Below are 19729 nucleotides of genomic sequence, written 5' to 3'. Positions count from 1 at the left end.
CTTTTTTTCACTGTGATGAAAGTCTCCTTATCCCTTTATATGAACATATCATTATACTATATCGAGAAAATTACTTTATAAATATAATAATTTAAATTCGGTATATAAGAATACGGAACTAGAATGAATGCTGATGTTCAATTTACGCTCTTCGTGAAGCGAGCTGCATAAAAAGAAGGACGCTGCTTACTATTTAGCTTACAGCTAAATAGTTAACAACGTCCCTTTTACATTTTATTAGTTCAAACTTAGTAATTGATGCAAAATCACCGCTGCTTCTGCCCGGCTAGCTGTAGCCTTAGGCAGGAATTTGCCATTCGGCATGCCGCTGATGATGCCTGCTTGCTTCAAAGCTGCTACTGCTTCTTTTGCATAATCCGCAATTGCTGAATGATCTGCAAAAGTTGATTCTGGGTTGTTCGTGTTCCCCGTGAATTCAGTCGCCTTTAATGCTCTAAGCGTCATAACTGCCATATCTTCACGAGTGATTTTATCATGGACGCCAAAGGTTCCATTCTTCTTACCCTGAACGATTCCTGCTTGATATGCCGCTGTAATCGCTTCAGAATACCATTGCCCCTTCTCTACGTCACTGAAGTTCACTCCTGTATTCGTAGCTTCCAGGTTAAGTGTACTGATCAGCATTTGTACGAATTCAGCACGTGTTACTTCTTTTCGAGGTAAAAACGATTGATCCGTTGCGCCTTGCACGATATTACGAGCTGCTAACGCAGAAATGCTCTCTTTCGCCCACTCCGTTTGATTTAAATCAGTGAAGTTCACATTTACATGTCCCATTGTGAATTTACTGAAGTCATTAACACGAAACTCTACCATAGAGGTAGCTGGATTATAGTGTCCGTTGTTAATAATCTGGAAGCTGTTGTTGCCGTTTATGGAGTACACGACAACTTGTTCCTTTTTCTCGTTTTCTTTTGACGCATAAGGAATCGCAATTTGAATTTTTTGGTTTTTGCTTGCATTACTGATTTGCTTTCCGCCAATAGTTAATTGGAAGTCGAACACAGGATTGTTTCCGACTTTGCTGCGAATTGCATCCGTCAATAAATTGTCATCCACTTTTTCGATGCTGAATTCTGCATCGGCCGTACCCGCCGAATCAGGAATTAAAGTGCTAGGCACAACTAACTTAGCTAGACCCGCATTGATTTCTAATTCCTTGACACCAGATGCCTTAGCTGTCTTAATCTGATCTACTGGCAGTTTCACATTCACCTTTGTTGTACCGCTTGGTAACGGAATATCGAACAAGATTCGGCCTGATTTCACTTTCTTCAACGCTTCAGTGAAAGCTGCATTGCTCACTTTTGCGGTAGCATGACCGTTCGCATCCTTGCTCACCTGTATTGAAGTTGACTCATTTGTATTTTGATTGGTGTTTGGTGACGGACTTGGTGCTGGACTAGGTGATGGATTTGGTGATGGACTTGGAGCAGTCTCCTTATCCTTGAACTGAAGAACACCAAACCTTGATGTATTCGTATAAGATAGACCCGTAGGATCATTCCATATGAATACACTATCCCGAGAACCCCCGTCCTGATCGTCATTTACCTGTAGATCAAAACCAATTACCGTATTCGGAGTCACTTTAATCTTATCCAGTGATATTGCTGCTTCAACAACATACCCTCCTGGAACAATTTTTGTCTGCGAAGTGAAATTATCTTCCGATGCATGCCCAGCGGTCGTTCTCACATTTTTAAAATTAATACGATACTGACCGTCATCATCTTGATATGCTGTTGTCTTTCCATTATTCTGATCCACAAAAATTTCAATGGAATCTTGTTCATGAGCACTTTCTTTAATAGCATCGCTTAATACGCTGTCTGTGATCATTCCATATACGTATAAGTTTTCATCATCCCACATCGTGCGGAAATCTGCTTTGGCTGCTCCACTACCTGTCTGTTCAACTTTCACATCCGTTTTATACACAGGTACACTCGCCCAAACTGCATCCAGTTCACCATCAATGATAGGCGTGCCTTTGATAGCGGTGCCAATTTTCGTTGCTTCAATATAAGTGAGTACCCCGTATCCTTGTGTATCATGCTCCTGCGCATTTCGCGGGTCACTCCATGATACGATCATTCCATTGCCGCCCTGTTCAGAACCGTCGTTAACACCATGGTCAGTTACTCTTACATCGAATTTGACTTTATCTCCGAGCTTTCCTTCCAGTGGAATTGCTGTTGTTAGAACGTATCCACCTTCTACTTCAGTTACTGATGAGTCATCGCGTGTAAATGTCCGTTTATTGTTACCACCCTCATCCGTAAACAGTTCAATCTTATCTGTAGAGTCTTTCGTGTTATCTTTTACTGCCACTCGAACATATAAATGAAGCGCGTCCCACAACACTTTTACATCTGCTTCAAGTGTACCAAGACTTTCCGTTTTCATAGCCGGAATTGTACCCCAGGCAATATCTTTAGGATCCCCTGCTTTTGGTGTACCTTGCGCTGCGGTAGCCGCTTTTCCGGAGACAGGAAGTTTGGAAGGGAATATTGTTTTTACCGCTTCAACCATTCCCCAGTATGCATATTTGATTTGATGTTGTTTGTCAAATGGGAAAGGTGCATCCTGGCGATCGATCGGACGGTTATGAAGCCAGGTAAAATCATCTGCTATGCCCCAGAGTGTCACATTGCTAATCCATCCTTCAGGATTCTTATCTGTTCTTCCAAGATTATCTAGGCGAATCAACTCTTTGAATAATTCTTTGTATCGGTACCCTTGCGATACGAGCAAGTTCTCAGGAATCGTATCATAGCTCGTAGTATTGTTGGTGTATACAGATACGTCAACCTCTGTTAATTGATTATCAAAACCTGCTTCACCGAATTTTCGAATCGAATCTGAGATTTGCTCAATGGAAGGACCGCTGATATTAATATGTGTTTGGTGACCGACTCCATCGATAGGTACACCTTCGTCTTTAAGTTTCATAACAAGATCAAACATAGCATCGCGTTTTTTCGGACTGTGTGTATTATAGTCATTGATATACAGCTTCGCAGTTGGAAGCTCTTCTCTAGCGACGATAAATGCAGTCTTAATAAAGTCTGTACCCGTTAACCGGTACCATTCACTTCTGCGCATACCATCCGGCTGACCTTCGTCAATGACTTCATTAACTACATCAATATCGTGGATCGTAACTCCCATATCCTTAAAGTGGCGAAGCACAACTTGTATATAATTCGTTAGTCTATCCAGGACAAGTTTCTTATTTTCTGGTGTTGCTTCAAGAGCTACGCCATTTGCATCCTTAAACATCCACTCTGCAGCCTGTGAGTGCCACGCAAGGGTATGCAGCCGCAAATTCAGATTATTGTCCATTGCATACTGTGCAATTATATCCGCTGACGAAAAGTTCCATTTCCCTTCGGACGGACTCATGGACTGTGGTTTCATTGAGTTCTCAGCAACAACGGAATTATAGTGAAAATCAAGAAGCTGCTGAATATTTCCACTCAATCGAGGAGGTTCCACTGCTGCCCCAATATCGAAGTATTGCTCATAAACCGTTTTGAGAGCGTCAATGTCAGTCTGAATTGGCAGCGGCTTTGGACCCGATGCAGGAGCACTTAATGATATCTGAAAATCATCTAGGTAAAACGATCTTGCCTCAGCAGGCTTTTCTACTGATTCAACATAAACGTTAAGTACTTCAGGTGCCGCAGGTACAGTATATGTACCTTTCAACTGTATCCACTGTCCTGATGTGACAAGTACGTCTGAGGACACATTTGAAAAGCTGTTTTTGCCTGATTGAACTGATATTCGAAGGGTCGTCGGCGGCGAATCAGGTGCCATTTTCACCCATGCGGATAAGTCATATTTATCGTTTGGATTCATCTTTTTTAGTACATCGAGAAGAGGTCCATCATACTGCTCAGAAATGGTAGTCAGCAAGCTTTTTGAACCGCCTGTCGTATGATTAGCTTGATCAGTGACACTTATCTGACCATCTCCATTGCGACGAATCCATTTACCTTGGCCGTCTTCAAAATCAAATATATTACCTGGTTGGTCAATTTCCCCATCACCCGGTAATGTTGGCTCAGAGTCTTCCGGCAGTTTGACAAGTTTAGCAGAGAACGTATCGATGTAATAATCAACCGTTGCATTGTCGGTAGATTGTACATACACTTGATATCCGCTCGCACGCTTATCAACTTGAACCTCTCCTACCAGTTGTACCCAGTCGGCTTCTGTTACGGTATTTGAGTCGATTTTGACGTAAGTATCCGGATTCTCTTTACCATCTATTTTTGGCAAATCAGATTGGTTCAGTGTCAATTCAATGGTAGCTGAACCTGCTTCTTTTAATTTGGCATAGATAGAGAATTCATAGGTAGCACCCTTCACCAGTTTTTCTGTTACATTAATCCCTGGTCCATTCCATGTCGCCGTACGCCCTGTTGTCAGCAAACTTCCGTTGCCGCTCTGCGCATCATACGTACTTTGTGTAACGGTTTCAGAACCCCGCTTGAACCACTGATCAACTCCTGTTTCAAAATCACTGCTTACAACCGTATCACCGACTGCAGCAGCATCTGCTTTGGGAAGCCATAAACCTTGTGGTGCCATGATGGTTATGCACATGATGAAAGCTAATACACTTGATATTTTACTCCTCATTACGTTCCCTCCCTTATGATTACACCACAAAGCAAACGCTTTCAAATCACTTTGTGACGCTTCCTGATCTATTATGACGGGTATCCTGGTTGACGGAAACCTGACAAACTATAGATCTTACTGTAAAAATCAAAGGTGTTGCTGTAATACATAATGAAAAATAAAAGTTTCCTAGAGCTTTTTACATCAACCCAAAATGGGTAAAAAAAGTTATAATTCAGTTGCATGGAAAAACATGGATATAAAGCAAACTTGTCTTATTGCAAAACATCTATTACAAATGTTCTCTAGGAGGAAAAGAAAAAGTGATCGAACAACCGAAATCAGAAAGTTTTATTTCTCTCGTAAAGAAAGGAAATGCTTCGTCCGCCATCGCTATGGCGGGTAATGCGGTGCTTGCTTTATGCAAAGGTGGAGCATTTATATTCAGTGGCAGCGGAGCCATGTTCGCCTCAGCCATGCATTCGCTCGCAGACGCCATTAATCAGGGATTTGTCTTTGTCGGCAGTGTATTGTCTGAGAAAAAGCCCACTGATCGCTTCCCTACTGGATTTGGACGTGTAATCAATATTTTCTGTATGATTGCTGTCATCGTCGTTACGATTATGGCCTATGAGACCATTCATGAAGGGATTCATTTATTGCAGCATCCTACCGGCCATTCAGGTGGTCTATGGATTAATATTGGTGTACTGGTGCTGAATATTCTCATTGATGGTGCCATTTTGTTTAAAGCGATGAAAGAGATTCTCAAGGAATCGCGCGCTCCTGAGGCGAAAGGATTTGCTCTTGTTCCCGCTGCCATCAAAAATGTGGGTCGAGCTGCCCCGCCAACAAGGTTAGTATTCTATGAAGATGTGGTTGCAGTATTAGGTGCACTTTTTGCCTTGATCTCTGTCATTGTCATTGCACTCACCAATTTTGCACTCATGGATGGAATTGTCACCACGCTCATTGGTTGCTTGATGATTGCCGTTGCTTTCCGAGTCGGCTATGACAATATGATTGGTCTGATCGGGGTTGCTGCCCCTCAAGATATCGAAGACAAGGTGTCTCAGACGATTTTTGCAGATACGCATGTGGCGGATATCCAACTGATGCGCATTATTCAGGAAGGACGTTATTACCATGTGGAAGGTTTAATTGAACTTCATAAAGGGCTGACACTTGCGGATGCTGATGATGTCAAATTCCGAATCCAGGAAAAACTCATGCAAAATCCAGATATCGCTGATGCAGTCATTTCTATTATTGAAGATGATGGAATTACGAGTTGGATTAAAAAGGATTCAGAAATTGTAAAATAAAATACTCTATAAAGTAAAAGAGTCATGCTTATCATAAGCATGACTCTTTTACTTTATCTCTGCCCACTCTCTCTATTATTCTTTATAAATGACAAATTCAGAGAGTCTGGGAAAGTACTTCTTCATGTGAATAGGAAAGTTTAAAAGGACTTATTCAGTTACCTTGCATCGCTTTACGCACATCATAAGGATCAATATTCATATCAAGCGGCAGTCCGAGTGCTAGCTTCGCAAGCTGACTTCCAATATAAGGACCCATCGTCAGGCCTGATGAACCAAGTCCATTGGCGACTAACAGCCCCTCCCACTTCGGAACCGTACCGAACACAGGCAAAAATCCAGGAGTAAATGGACGAAAACCAACTCTTACCTCTTGAAGTGTACTGTTTGCTAAACCTGGTGCGACTTCCATCCCTTTTGTAAGCACTTCATGCATCCCGCCTGCGGTAACTCTTGTATCATATCCTTCAATATCATTTTCGTGTGTAGCTCCAATAACCATCTTTTGATTATCAAAAGAAAGCAAATATTGATCCGTAGGCGGCATGACTACAGGCCATAGATCTGTATCCTCATCATCTGGAACTTGCACATGCATAATTTGCGCTTTTTGATAACTTACTTGAAAAGAAATACCTAAGGGTGCCAGCAAGGATGCAGCCCAAGCACCTGCACACACGATCACTTGATCAGCTGAAATACTCTTGGTTCCAACGGTGACCCCTGTTACTCGGTTTGACTGATACTCAAGGACTGCATCCCCATGAATGAAAACGGCCCCTTTTCGCTCTGCCGAGCGGATCAGTGCATCACGCAGCGCACGGCCGTCAACGCGAGCCGCACCGCTAATATGTACAGCATGGTAATCTTCTTTTAATAGAGGAAACCGTTCACGCGTTTCTTTCTCTGTAAGTCTTGTGATTTCCCCTATTTCTGGCGCATCTGGCTTACGAATATGTGCTCTTTCCTCTATTTTTACGATTTTCTCTACATCTGTATGGATACTAAGAGCACCCACTTTCGCATATCCGGTTTCTGTTTCCCCTTCAGCTTCAAGCTCTTGAATTAGATGAGGATAAAAACTCGCGCCTGCTTTGGCAAGCTGGTACCAATCTTGATTACGCCTCTGTGATAACCAAGGACATATAATACCGGCAGCAGCATCGGTGGCTTGCCCTTTATCACCGCGGTCTATAATAATGACCTCTGCTCCCTTTTTCACCAAATGATAAGCGGTTGATGCTCCTAGAATTCCTGAACCGATGACAATGACTTTCTTCTTCATGTATTACATTCCTTTCCTTACAACCTGTATCAATGATAACAAACCCGCACTTCAAAAAGAAGGCGGGTTTGTTAAAGTGAAATATATTCTTAATCTTATAGAACTATAATTTCTATTCTTATGGAACATAACCATCATAATAAATAGAGCGATTAAAAGATACCTGCTTTAACTGAAGTTTGTTTAATCCCGTTTGTACCATGAACCACGGTGTTCCCCCAGCTCGTAAGACTTCCATTTGGACCGGTTGCTAGATCTAAGTAATTAAAATCGGCACTGTTTCCATGCCAAGACCATGCCAGCCAGCCGATTCCTTTTTCTTGTCCATACTTCATGATTGCAGTTTCATCCACATCTGCACCTTGATGATATCCACCAAATTCACCAATGATGAGCGGAAGACCTTTGTTTATCACATTCTCCATATTTGACTTCACGGTAGCTGCATCTTTCCCAGCAAATTCATACATATGAATGGAGAACACTGTGTTTTTCTGAGAGTCCGCTGCAAATACACTTTGTCCATAGTCGACAATAGATTGCGGGTACTGTCCCCAGCCTGCGGCATCCACAATTAATGTGTTTTTAATTCCCGTGTTACGAAGCTTGGGAATGGCCTGCTTGTATCCATCAGCCCATCCGCTGCCGTTCCAGCTTCCATACCATTCATTCGCAATGTTGATCACGACTCTGTCTTCTTTTCCGATGAAAGCATCCTTGATGCTAATCCAGTAGTTCACAGCCTGATCCAGTGATGCATAATCATCTTTTCCTGTCGCATCATGTACTTCAAGAATAGCGACCATTTTATGCTGTGATACTAAAGAAATGATATTTTTCACGCTATTGATATCATCTTTCGTGTACTGACTTCCATTGGATAATACGATACGTACGGTATTAGCTCCCGTATTTGCTATAGCAGGAATGGCCGTATTTAGATCAGACTTAAACCATGAATGTGCATAATTAACCCCTCTCATCACAAAAGGTTTTCCCGTAGAGTCGTAGATTTTGGTTCCGCTTACATAAAATCCTGCAGCAGCTTCTGCTTTCGCTACGATCCCTCCAAAGGCAAATACAGTAAGAACAGCCAAGATGGAAATAAAACTTTTTTTCACTCGAAGCATATAACTACCTCCTAATTTTTATTTATTTCAATTCTCATCTTCTAGATGGAACTAAAACCAAGATAAAGTAAAACCAGAACTTTAATTAAGTTATTCAGCGAGGAATAAAAAATACATAAATTTAACTTTATCGATTAAGTTATTTTGAATTTTATATAAGAAAACGCTTACAGTAAATGGTCTATAATGCTTATTTTCTGTCTTTCTATTTCTAGTTGCCTCAATGGTTATCCCATAAAAATGATTCAAAAGTCCGTTAGCATAAGAGATTTTGACCTGAAAAAGTGAAATTAAAAAGATGACCCCTATGTGGGAGCCATCTACATGTACGAGCTGATAAAAATGTACTTACTTAAAAATCGGTGCCGTTGTGCTGGTCATCTGCAAACCATAAGTACCATGTACAACGGTTGTTCCCCATTTTGTTAAACTATTCCCAGACCAATCTTTAGACAAATCCAAATAGGCCCATTCTTCCCCATTCCCTTTCCAAGACCAAGCAATCCAGCCAATTTGCTTCTTCTCAGAGTACTTCATAATCGTCGCTTCATCCACATCGCCATCGGTGTGTTTATGACCAAATTCACCTACAATTACCGCAAGTCCTTGATTCATAACCCCATCAATATTAGATTTTACCTGCTCCGCAGTTCCTCCAGCGTATTCGTACATATGGATCGAGAACATCGTGTTTTTATTTGGATCACTTTGAAATACTTCTTTACCTTTGTCGATGATTGACTGCGGATATTGCCCCCATCCTGCTGAATCTATAATCAAGGTGTGATTCATTCCTGCTTCTCTCAGTTTAGGAATCGCCTTCTTATATCCTTCAGCCCATCCGGTGCTGTCCCAAGTGCCATACCATTCATTCGCAATGTTAATAAGTACCCGGTCTTCTTTTCCAGCAAGAACATCTTTCAGTTCAATCCAATAGTTTACCGCACGATCTAGCGCACTATATTCGTCACTCCCTGTTGCATCATGCACTTCAAGGATCGCGATCAGTTTGTTTTCTTCAGCTAAATCAAGCAGATGTTTTACTGCAGCTGCATCATCTTTTGTATATTTCGTTCCATCTGACAGGACAATACGTACGGTATTTGCCCCTGTTTTCGCAATTGCTTTCATTGCCTCTGCTGAATCTTCCTTATACCAAGAGTGGGCATGAGTAACACCGCGAATCTTGAATGCTTTACCCGTAGAGTCATAAAGGGTGGTACCGCTTACATAAAAACCAGTTGCAGCTTCCGCTTTCGGTAGTGCCGATGAAAATGCGCCAAACATAAATAATACGGCGAGTGTTGAAATAAAATACCTTTTAAAATTACGCATAGTTACCTCCATTTAGTTGAGAGATTTAGCCTAATCCGGATTTATGATAGATCTCTGTATAAATTAATTCCATGCCTTCATTTAGAAGGCATGGAATTAACAACTGGTATAACGCAAATCTTGAATCTAGAGTTCTTGTTGATTTAATATAGAACATCCATTATTAGATGAGGCCAATCTCATGATCGTCAGCAATATCTTCATGCGTATTTTTAATATATTCAACAATTTCGTTTACATCAGTATAGGCAACACCTACATAAGAATCCGCAGCTCCGTAGTAGATAGCAATTCTTCCAGTATCCGCATCTTGAAGAGTGGCACAAGGGAAGATTACATTGTTAACGAATCCTCTCTCTTCATACCAAGTCTCCGGAGTAAGCACAAAAGTAGAGGAACGATATTTCACTTTTGAAGGCTCATCTTTATCAAGGATAACGGCACCCATGCTATATACAAAACCGTTACAAGTACCCGTTACACCATGATAGAACATCAGCCAACCTTCTGAAGTTTCAATGGGAGCTGGTCCGCCGCCAATCTTCACAGATTGCCACCATCCTTGTCCGCCTTTACTCATGACGTGACGATGTTTCCCCCAATACACGAGATCAGGACTTTCACTAAGGAAAATATCACCAAATGGAGTATGTCCGCTATCACTTGGTCTAGACAACATTAAGAATTTACCATCTTTCTTCTTAGGGAACAGAACCCCGTTACGATTGAAAGGCAGGAATGGATTTTCAAGTCTAGTAAATGTTTTGAAGTCCTCTGTTTTTGCAAATCCCAAAGCAGCTCCGTAAAAATCTGTACACCAAATGATATAATAAGTGTCTTCTACTTTTACTACGCGTGGATCATAAGCATAATTCGGTCGATAAGGCTGACCATTATCATCTGTAAAAACGATCGCTTCTTCTTCAATCTCCCACTGTAAGCCATCTTTACTTTTTCCTAAATGTAAATGAGGACGTCCGTTTATTGTTTCGGCACGAAATACCCCCATATAACCATCTTCATAAGGCACTACTGCACTGTTAAAAATTCGCGCAATTCCTTTCACCGGATTACGATCGATAATTGGGTTTGCGGAATGTCTCCATACGGGTGTCGTAACCCCTTCTGGTCTGTTCTCCCATGGCATGTTCGGCAAAGCTTGTCCAATAATATTTACGTTTGACATTGTAAAATCCCCTCTCCATTTTTTGATAATTATTTAACAGAACCGTTTGTTAAACCATTGTAAATATACTTTTGAAGGCTCATGAATATAATAAGTGTAGGAATAATCGCTATCATAATCCCCGCACTGATTACTTCCCATTGGGATCCATAAGGACCCTTAAATTTAAATAACGCGGTCGATATTACTTGTAAATCCGTCTTCGGCATATATAGGAAAGGTGTATAGAAGTCATTATAAATATTGACACCTTTTACAATAATGACTGTGACGATCGCCGGCATAAGTAATGGAAGAATAATTCTCCAATAAATCGTAAAGTACGACGCACCATCAAGCATTGCCGACTCATCTAGTGCCTGCGAAATGGTATCTAGGAATTGCAAGAAAATATAAACCGCAATGATATCGGTTCCCAAATATAGAACAATTGCTGCCCATCTTGTATTCATAAGATCAAGTGCATTAATAATCTGGAAAGTGGCTACCTGTGTAGTTACACTTGGAATCAGTGTTGCAAGCAGGAAAGCACCCATAAGCAATTTTTTGCCTCTAAATTTAAACCGGCTTAGGATATAAGCGATCATAGAACCTGTTAAGGTTGCACCCACAATAGAGATAATTAAAATGATAAAAGTGTTCATAAATCCGATGAGCATATTCCCATCAATAAAAGCAGTTACATAGTTACTCACGTTAGTCCAATCTGCCGGTGGTGTAATCGGACTCGTTGTTGCATACTCTTCTTTTGTTTTAAATGAAGCAAAAAACACAACAAGGATCGGTACAATAGCGACAAGAGAACCTACGATTAACGATATATATTTAATAGCCGACGCTACTGATTTCTTAAGGGTAAACATCAGTTATCCTCCTTAATGACAAGGCGCTGCAACAAGGTAACAATGATGACGATAAATAAGAGCACCACTGCCATCGCTGAAGCAAGACCGAACTTCCCGTATTTGAACGCCATATCAATGGTCTGAATAACAAACGTTTTACTGCCATTTGCTCCGTCAACCATAATGTATGGAATATCAAAAGCACTGATCGCGCCGCTAATCGCAAGAATTAGATTCAGTTGTACGATCCGTTTAATACTCGGGATAATAATATGTTTAAATTGATGCCATTTATTCGCACCATCGATATCCGCCGCTTCATATATATCTTTATCAATCGAGGAAATAGCCCCGAGGAAGATAATGAAGTTAAAGCCCATATATCTCCATACGGAAGCACTTGCAAGTGAAATGTTAATTACGTCTGGATTACCAAGCCAGAGTGTTATATACTCACCAAGTCCGAGTGTATTCAGTAACGTATCAAAGGTTCCATCTGGTCTAAAGAAGAATAAAAATATAAAACCAATGGCAACTCCATTTAACATATAAGGGAAAAACAAAACTCCTTTAAAGAAGTTTTTAAACCGAACTTTAAAACTTAATATCGTTGCAAAGTATAGAGCCAGACCCATTTGGAAAAAGGTAGCTACAAAGTAATACAAACTTACTTTAAACACAGCAAAATATTCAGGATTTGTAAAAATGTTAATATAGTTTTTAAAACCTACATATTCCATGTTTTTGCTGTAACCATTCCAGCTCGTAAAACTGTATTTGAACATATTAACTACGGGCAGGTAAGCAAATGTAACTAATAGAATAATCGGAATTAACGAGAACGCCAGTATAATTAATTTTCTCTGATTGGCGTAACTTAAATTAGATAATTTAAACATGCCATACCTCCACTTATCCAGCCATTTTATATGAATTTTCAGAAGATCATCCGCACGGTCTTAGATGATCTCCTGAACCATTCACTATCTCTATTCGGCTACTGTTTTGCGAGCCTCTACCCAAGCATCATTCAAGTCTTTCATAATGTCATCGTAAGACTCTTTCCGGTTACCAAGCCCAGCTTCAATAATTCTTTTCTTAAAGTCAGGCTGCCAGAGACCAACTTCCGCTTCTTTATCGATCTTATCTACTAGACCTTCTTGTCCTTCTTCGGAAGCGGTAATGGTTTTAAACTCTACGCCTTTATCGCCGTACTCTTTCAATATTTCAGGAAGTTCCGCGCCAACAACCGCACTGATGCTGCCTGCTTGTTCTACTGCATAGTTAGAATCATGTATGAAAAAGTCTACCCATGCTTTTGCAGCTGCTTTATTCTTGCTGTTTACGTTAATAGCTAGGTTGTAATCTGCTCCGAGTGGTACAATTACATTCTCTGCGTTAGTAGGGAATGGCATAAATCCGATATCATCTGGATTCGTTGCCGAACCTTTAATTTGGTCAATTGCCCAAGATCCAAGAACCATCGTTGCTATTTTCCCTTGTCCTAAATCTGCTTTTGAACTCTCCCAGTCTGTTGTCGTAGGATCGCGTTCAATCAAACCTTCTTTTGTTGCATCATACAGAATTTTATAAAGATCATAGTGTGGCTGACCTGCCACAAAGTTATCATCACTGTTTGGCTGTGTAACGTTTACATAATCAACATCGCCAGCTACCGTCGTAAGATCAGATTCCCACTGTGTCAGCGGCCAACCTGCTGCATAGTTTGTGTACAGTGGAGTAGCATCTGTGTTTGCTTTCACACTTCTAAGAGCTTCCATAAACTGATCAATCGTTTGCGGAATTTCCGTTACACCAGCATCTTTAAACACTTGCTTGTTGTAGATAACACCGGAGTATGTAATCGCTACTGGAATTCCGTAGATTGTACTGTCAACCATCCGTTCTTCAATACCTGTGTATTGTGTTTTCATCTCATCATAGCTTCCAAGTGGTTCAAAGAAACTAGGAAGATCTGCAACAGGAACACTCGTTGGGATCAAAAGAACATCGCCATATTCATCCGTGTTCATCCGAATTTTGATTTGACCTTCATAATCAGAAAGTGCTTCAAAATTCACTTTTACATCTGGATACTTTTCATTAAATTTCTTGGCATACTCTTTAAATACCGTATCAACAATATCTGTTCTCTGCGTGATAACGGTGATTTCACCTTTAATTGCCCCAGGATCGCCTGAAGCTGAATCACTTGAATCATCTCCTCCATTAGAAGAGCATGCTGCCAAGATGGAGATGATGAGAAATACAGATAAAAACTTAAATAACCCTTTTTTATTACTCACATTCATAACCCCTTTCAATTGTTTTTAAGTTAACGATTAAGTTACAAACCAAAGTTTATAATGATAACGCTTTCCAGTCAACCCTTATTTTTGTTTCTATTTCCCTTTCTTTTATAGTGAACTGTTTCCGTTAAATCATTGACAAGCATTAAAAAGGTATTTAATATTTGGTTAAGTTATCGTTTACTTAAATGAATTTCATTTTAGAGAGGTTGTGACTTTTTGGTCCATTCTTTAAACACCCTAACTGCCGAGATACGAGATGAATGGATATCTCATATTCTTCCTTTCTGGACAAATATGAAGGATGACGAACAAGGGGGATATTACGGGGAGCTGGATTACAGCTTGAAGTTAGATAAAACCGCAGCAAAAGGCGGAATCGCAAACTCAAGGATTCTTTGGTCTTTCTCAGCTGCTTATCGTTACTTAAACTCTCAAGCGTATGCTGATCATGCCAATCACTCCTTCCGTTTTCTGAAAGAGAAACTTCTTGATCCTGAATTCGGCGGTGTATATTGGTCTGTTGATTACCAAGGTAATCCCCTCGATACGCGTAAACATATCTATAACCAATCTTTTGCCGTGTATAGTTTAAGTGAGTATTACCGGGCATTACACAATGAAGAAGCTTTAGAACTTGCCAAGACTTTATTTTTTCTCATTGAGGAAAAAGGTTATGACCCCGAGATCAACGCCTATAAGGAAGAATTTAATCGCAGTTGGCAGGAACAGCCTAACGAGATGTTAAGTGAAAACAATGTCATCGCAAGCATAACGATGAATACACACATTCATATCTTGGAAGCGTATACTACGCTTTATCGTGTGTGGCCAGACAGCAGAGTTCGAGCTGCGCTTGAAAATCTGCTTCATATCCTTCACGACCGTATGTTTGACGCAAATCTAGGCAGACTTCATGTTTTCTTTGATCAGAACTGGAATTCATTACTTGACCTTACTTCTTACGGTCATGATATTGAAGCAAGCTGGCTTATCGATGACGCTATGCAAGTTATTGGTTCTGAAAATCCTGATCACAAAAAAATGATTATTGATTTGGCTTATTCCGTTGCAAAAAGTGCCATTCAAAGTGATGGCTCTCTTGCTAATGAACGCGAAAAAGATCATATGGATACAACAAGAATATGGTGGGTACAGGCTGAGGCTATTGTAGGATTTTATAACGCCTATCAGTGTACAAAAGATCCATTATTCATGGATCTTGTTACAAACCTATGGAAATATACGAAAGACCATATTATTGACTCAAGACCTGGAAGTGAATGGGTGTGGGCAGTAAAAGAAGATGGCAGCCATGATCAGCGTGAAATCGCAGGTGCTTGGAAGTGTCCTTATCACAACAGCCGTTTTTGTATAGAAATTATGGAGAGGATGAATAAATAATGGTACACAAAAAATATGATGAACTACTTGCAAAACAAGAGGAATTGCTAAACAAAGAAAATAAAGTGAACGAACAATTTTACAATGGAATCTACGATCGATATGAAAATCCAGTTCTTACCCGACATCACGTTCCCCTTCACTGGAGATTTGATTTGGATGAAGAACAAAATCCTTACTTTATGGAAAGACTCGGGATTAATGCTACATTGAATCCAGGGGCGATTTATCATGATGGAAAATACGTACTTGTATCACGCACCGAAGGTCTGGACCGTAAATCCATTTTTGCTTTAGCTGAAAGCGATAACGGTATCGATAATTTCCGTTTTGTAGGAGAACCCTTAGTGTGGGAAGACATTGATGAGAACGAGACCAATATGTATGACATGAGGCTTGTGAAACATGAGGATGGATGGATTTATGGCATCTACTGTTCTGAACAAAAAGATCCGGATGCAGCTCCTTTTGATACATCTAGTGCGGTTGCACAAGCGGGATTCGTACGTACTCAAGATCTAAAGACTTGGACAAGACTTCCTAATATTAAGACAAATTCACCGCAGCAGCGTAATGTTGTTCTCCACCCTGAATTTGTTGATGGAAAATACGCGTTCTACACTCGTCCTCAGGACGGATTTATTTCTACAGGATCAGGAGGCGGAATTGCCTTTGGTTACTGTGAAGACATTTTAAACCCTGTTATTGATGAAGAATTTATAATTGACGAGCGTCAATACCATACCGTATATGAAGTGAAAAATGGACAAGGTCCTGCACCGATTAAAACAGATCGCGGCTGGATTCATATTGCTCATGGAGTAAGAAACACAGCAGCTGGACTACGCTATGTACTCTATACGTTTGCTACTAGTCTTTTGGACCCTACAGAAATCATCGCCAAACCAGGTGGTCATTTCCTTGCTCCTTATGATGATGAGAGAGTCGGAGATGTATCAAATGTTGTATTTTGTAACGGAGCTGTTGTGAATGATCAGGAAGAAGTGTTCATTTATTATGCTTCCAGCGATACTCGTATCCATGTGGCAACAACAACCATCGACAAATTGATCGATTATACATTTAATACACCAGCTGACACCTTCCGTTCCCTGGGTTCCGCAGCACAGCGTGCACAATTAATTAAGAAGAATGAATCCTTATTAAAAGTAACGAAATAAATTCGCTTTTTACTATATTTGTCGCTGCATTATTTCATTCATCTTCTTTATTCGTTTCCCAGAAGAAGGTATACTTAACATGCGTATAACTAATTACTTTAAAATCATTAGTTTACTTCATATATAATCAACACCCGCGGGAATAAAGGAGATGATGTGATGAATAAAAACATCACTATGCGTGACATAGCGAACCAGCTAGGCGTGAGTAGTGTAACGGTGTCGAAAGCACTTAATGATAAAGAAGGCGTAAGTGATGAGCTAAAGGAACGAATTAAACAGCTGGCAAGTGAACTTGGATACCGAGTGAATATGGCCGCTAAAACGATGCGCGAAGGATTAACCTATAACATTGGGGTCATTATTCCTGAAAGATTTACGGGTCCTGATCAATCCTTCTATCTACGTGTCTACCAAGAAATATCAAAGTCTTTAGAAGCCACTGGATATTACGGGATTTTGCACATCCTTAGCGGTTCTGATGAAGAAGGACTCCTGCTTCCTAGAATTTACTACGACCGTAAAGTAGATGGCTTTATCGTTCTTGGTCAAATTAATAAGTCTTATATCGAAGTGATTGAGAACATAGAACAACCAAAACTGTTTTTGGATTTTTATGACGAACACTCGAGTATCGATTCTGTAGTCACAGATAATTTCTATGGTGCCTATGAACTTACAAATTATTTAATCCAACAAGGACATCGGGATATTGCATATGTGGGTAACCTTTATTCCACAAGCAGTATTCAGGATCGCTTCCTAGGATATTACAAGTCTCTGCTCGAGCATCACATTCATTTAGAACCCAAGTGGATTATTAATGATCGGGACGAACAGGGAACCTACATTGACATTGAACTCCCCTCTCCGCTTCCTACTGCATTTGTATGTAACTGTGACCAAGTCGCATACTCCGTTGTACAGAAGCTCAAGCTGATGGGTCACCGGGTACCAGAAGATTGCTCCGTCGTTGGTTTTGATAACGATATTTATGCCACCCTTATGGAGCCTCATCTAACGACCATTGATGTTAACATCAATCAAATGGCTCAAACTGCTGTTCAGTCTCTTCTTCGTCAAATCAATCATCCAGATGTGCGTTTTGGCAGACTGGTTGTAAAAGGGGAAATTATCTACAGAGATTCCGTAAAACCGTTGAATCCGGCAGATAGATCTGAATAACAGGAAAATACAAAAAGGATGCAAAGTAATCATAGCTCTGCATCCTTTTTGTATTTAACTTCTTTTTTTATATTTTCTTTGTATTGCCATGGTCTCGATGTCTCCCACCTTCTCTATGCTTTAATTCGTCAGTAGGTCCATGTTAGTTACGCATTGATCCCTTTCTATATTATGTATACATTTGTATACAATTTATACACAAATGTATATACGATTACTCTAGTCTGTCTATCTTCCCTTTTCAAAAGTTATGTCCCATAATAAATGTCCATTTTCCCTGTAGGAAGAGTGGTCGCATTCCATACGGCAGCGAGATTATCAGGAGCAATCGTTGCCGCCGTAATATAGTCACCAATAAGGTCTGTAGGGATCGGAGATATTCCGTTCGGATTAAATGAGGTCGTTGTGACCCGCCGGTTCGCAAAGGAAGCTCCCCCGTCAAATGACTCAGCAACAAACACATCCAGAAGAAATCCGTTAATCCGATTCGTATAGTAGATCACACGTATGGTTCCCGTAAATGGCGACACGGTAATAGAGGGGCTGAAGTTCTGTGAACCTGGAGGCGCTCCCGTAATACTAACCGGCGCCGTCCAGAGAAGACCATCGGGAGACTTGCATAACAGGATATCGGTATAACCATTTCTTGCATCATTCCATACGCCATACACACTACCGCTAAATGGACCATTTGAGATGTCCGCACCTAAACTTAAATTCGTCTGAACACGAAAGTTATAATTTGGTACAGGCAATGGAGATGGTGCTTTGACTACAGAAGATATGAAAGAAGACTGCCTTAGAACAGGAGGTTGATAGGTTACTCCCCCATCATATGAAATTCGCAAAAAAGCAATTGGATTAATTGGACCTGTTAATATAAAACCAGCATAGACTTGCCCAGAAAAACCAATGGCAAGTGCTGCACGATCGTGAAATCCTCGAGGATCTGAAATGCGGTCTGGTACTTCCCAGTTCAATCCTTGGTCTAAGGAGCGCTGTACCAAGATAGAAGACGCAGATCCAGCAAGCGGCGTATAACCGACATATGCATTTCCACGGTATGGACTACCGGGAGATCGATCTACGGATATAAATGGTTCATCATTGTGAACTACTGTACCATAGCCACGCTGAACAAAGACAGGCGGTGACCATGTTTCACCGTCATCAAAAGAGGTATAGCTGACAATTGTACCGTCATTCAAATCATTAAATACATGTACGGTTACAATGAATGTTTGAGGAAATGTGTAATCTATCGTAGGCGCTTCTGCACCTGAGTATCCTACTGGCTGAGGAAGAATTTCAGTTGTCCAAGTTAATCCACCATCTATTGATCGATAAAAACCGGTTCGTGTAGGTCCCGAACTTGTATCTACGGCCACTACACATAGTACATTTGGATTTAAAGTATTTACTGCAATGGAAGGCTCGAACTGCGTACCGCCAAGTCCCGCAGTAATATTAACCACTGGCATTTCGTTCACCCTCCCTTTTCCTAAGAAGTAATCGTAAATTGATCAATGTAAGTCATCTCCGATTGAAGGACACGCTGAATAATTCCTCCAGCTGAATCAATGCCATATACATGGATAATGGAACTTGTTGCACTAAAAAAATCACTCTGGACTTCATAATATCCTGCGTCTGAAAGTGCGTAGAGTAATGTTTTTGTCGTGAGCGGTTGAACTTGAATTAAATTAAGGCCAATTGGTGTTCGGCTGGTTAAAGATACATTCCATTTGAAAACTTGAATTTCAATATTAGAAGGGATATATGGGGAATCATTTAAACAGGTTACTAAGATTTGCGTTGCCCCGCTTACACCTGAAGAATTATAGATTAAACCCGTAGAATATGGCACAAGTCTCCCTCCTTTCAGCTT

14 protein-coding genes are annotated in these 19729 nt (G+C 40.5%); 4 read left to right on the top strand and 10 right to left on the bottom strand.

Annotated elements, in window-relative coordinates; translation table 11 throughout:
- Positions 1–237: 237 nt before the first annotated feature.
- Positions 238–4674 carry an endo-1,4-beta-xylanase gene (locus H9647_RS10745; protein ID WP_191799764.1) on the bottom strand — a complete coding sequence of 1479 codons (4437 nt, stop codon included), beginning with the start codon at positions 4672–4674 and terminating at the stop codon, positions 238–240.
- Positions 4675–4979: 305 nt separating this feature from the next.
- On the opposite strand from H9647_RS10745, the gene H9647_RS10740 reads away from it, so the two are divergent.
- The gene (locus tag H9647_RS10740; RefSeq protein WP_191799763.1) at positions 4980–5981 is read left to right on the top strand and encodes a cation diffusion facilitator family transporter; all 1002 of its coding nucleotides are present in this window, start codon (positions 4980–4982) and stop codon (positions 5979–5981) included.
- 154 nt (positions 5982–6135) lie between these two features.
- Here the strand turns inward: H9647_RS10740 and H9647_RS10735 are convergent, their stop codons facing one another.
- From H9647_RS10735 to H9647_RS10705, 7 genes are all read right to left on the bottom strand, one after another.
- Positions 6136–7266 carry an NAD(P)/FAD-dependent oxidoreductase gene (locus H9647_RS10735; RefSeq protein ID WP_191799762.1) on the bottom strand — a complete coding sequence of 377 codons (1131 nt, stop codon included), beginning with the start codon at positions 7264–7266 and terminating at the stop codon, positions 6136–6138.
- Between the two features lie 152 nt (positions 7267–7418).
- On the bottom strand, positions 7419–8396 hold the full coding sequence (locus H9647_RS10730; protein WP_191799761.1) for a glycoside hydrolase family 5 protein: 978 nt from the start codon (positions 8394–8396) through the stop codon (positions 7419–7421).
- A gap of 348 nt (positions 8397–8744) precedes the next feature.
- Entirely contained in the window at positions 8745–9731 is a 987-nt protein-coding gene (locus tag H9647_RS10725) for a glycoside hydrolase family 5 protein (protein ID WP_191799760.1), read from the bottom strand.
- A 163-nt stretch (positions 9732–9894) separates the two neighbouring features.
- On the bottom strand, positions 9895–10917 hold the full coding sequence (locus H9647_RS10720; protein ID WP_191799759.1) for a glycoside hydrolase family 130 protein: 1023 nt from the start codon (positions 10915–10917) through the stop codon (positions 9895–9897).
- Between the two features lie 29 nt (positions 10918–10946).
- A complete protein-coding gene (locus H9647_RS10715; RefSeq protein ID WP_191799758.1) occupies positions 10947–11780 on the bottom strand; it encodes a carbohydrate ABC transporter permease in 834 nt (277 codons plus the stop codon).
- Positions 11780–12661, bottom strand: coding sequence for a carbohydrate ABC transporter permease (locus H9647_RS10710; RefSeq protein WP_191799757.1), 882 nt, complete (start codon positions 12659–12661; stop codon positions 11780–11782). The genes H9647_RS10715 and H9647_RS10710 overlap by 1 nt, the downstream gene beginning before the upstream one ends.
- 90 nt (positions 12662–12751) lie before the next feature.
- Entirely contained in the window at positions 12752–14068 is a 1317-nt protein-coding gene (locus tag H9647_RS10705; protein ID WP_318245289.1) for an ABC transporter substrate-binding protein, read from the bottom strand.
- A gap of 300 nt (positions 14069–14368) precedes the next feature.
- On the opposite strand from H9647_RS10705, the gene H9647_RS10700 reads away from it, so the two are divergent.
- The 3 genes from H9647_RS10700 to H9647_RS10690 all read left to right on the top strand — a co-directional run bounded on the left by H9647_RS10700 (position 14369) and on the right by H9647_RS10690 (position 17841).
- Complete coding sequence (locus H9647_RS10700) at positions 14369–15475, top strand: AGE family epimerase/isomerase (RefSeq protein WP_191799755.1); 1107 nt, start codon at positions 14369–14371, stop codon at positions 15473–15475.
- Complete coding sequence (locus tag H9647_RS10695; protein ID WP_191799754.1) at positions 15475–16656, top strand: glycoside hydrolase family 130 protein; 1182 nt, start codon at positions 15475–15477, stop codon at positions 16654–16656. Before H9647_RS10700 ends, H9647_RS10695 begins: the two co-directional genes overlap by 1 nt.
- Positions 16657–16815: 159 nt before the next feature.
- The gene (locus H9647_RS10690) at positions 16816–17841 is read left to right on the top strand and encodes a substrate-binding domain-containing protein (protein ID WP_191799753.1); all 1026 of its coding nucleotides are present in this window, start codon (positions 16816–16818) and stop codon (positions 17839–17841) included.
- Positions 17842–18089: 248 nt separating this feature from the next.
- Here the strand turns inward: H9647_RS10690 and H9647_RS10685 are convergent, their stop codons facing one another.
- Together H9647_RS10685 and H9647_RS10680 are read right to left on the bottom strand one after the other, a co-directional pair.
- Positions 18090–19322, bottom strand: a complete 1233-nt coding sequence (locus tag H9647_RS10685; protein ID WP_191799752.1) for a sialidase family protein — start codon at positions 19320–19322, stop codon at positions 18090–18092.
- A gap of 20 nt (positions 19323–19342) precedes the next feature.
- A complete protein-coding gene (locus H9647_RS10680) occupies positions 19343–19708 on the bottom strand; it encodes a hypothetical protein (protein WP_191799751.1) in 366 nt (121 codons plus the stop codon).
- Positions 19709–19729: the final 21 nt, after the last annotated feature.

The organism is Paenibacillus gallinarum (assembly GCF_014836635.1).
In the GTDB taxonomy this organism is placed as follows: domain Bacteria; phylum Bacillota; class Bacilli; order Paenibacillales; family Paenibacillaceae; genus Paenibacillus; species Paenibacillus gallinarum.
The sequence above is the reverse complement of the archived record's forward strand: the minus strand, read 5'-3'. Positions and strand labels throughout refer to the sequence as shown.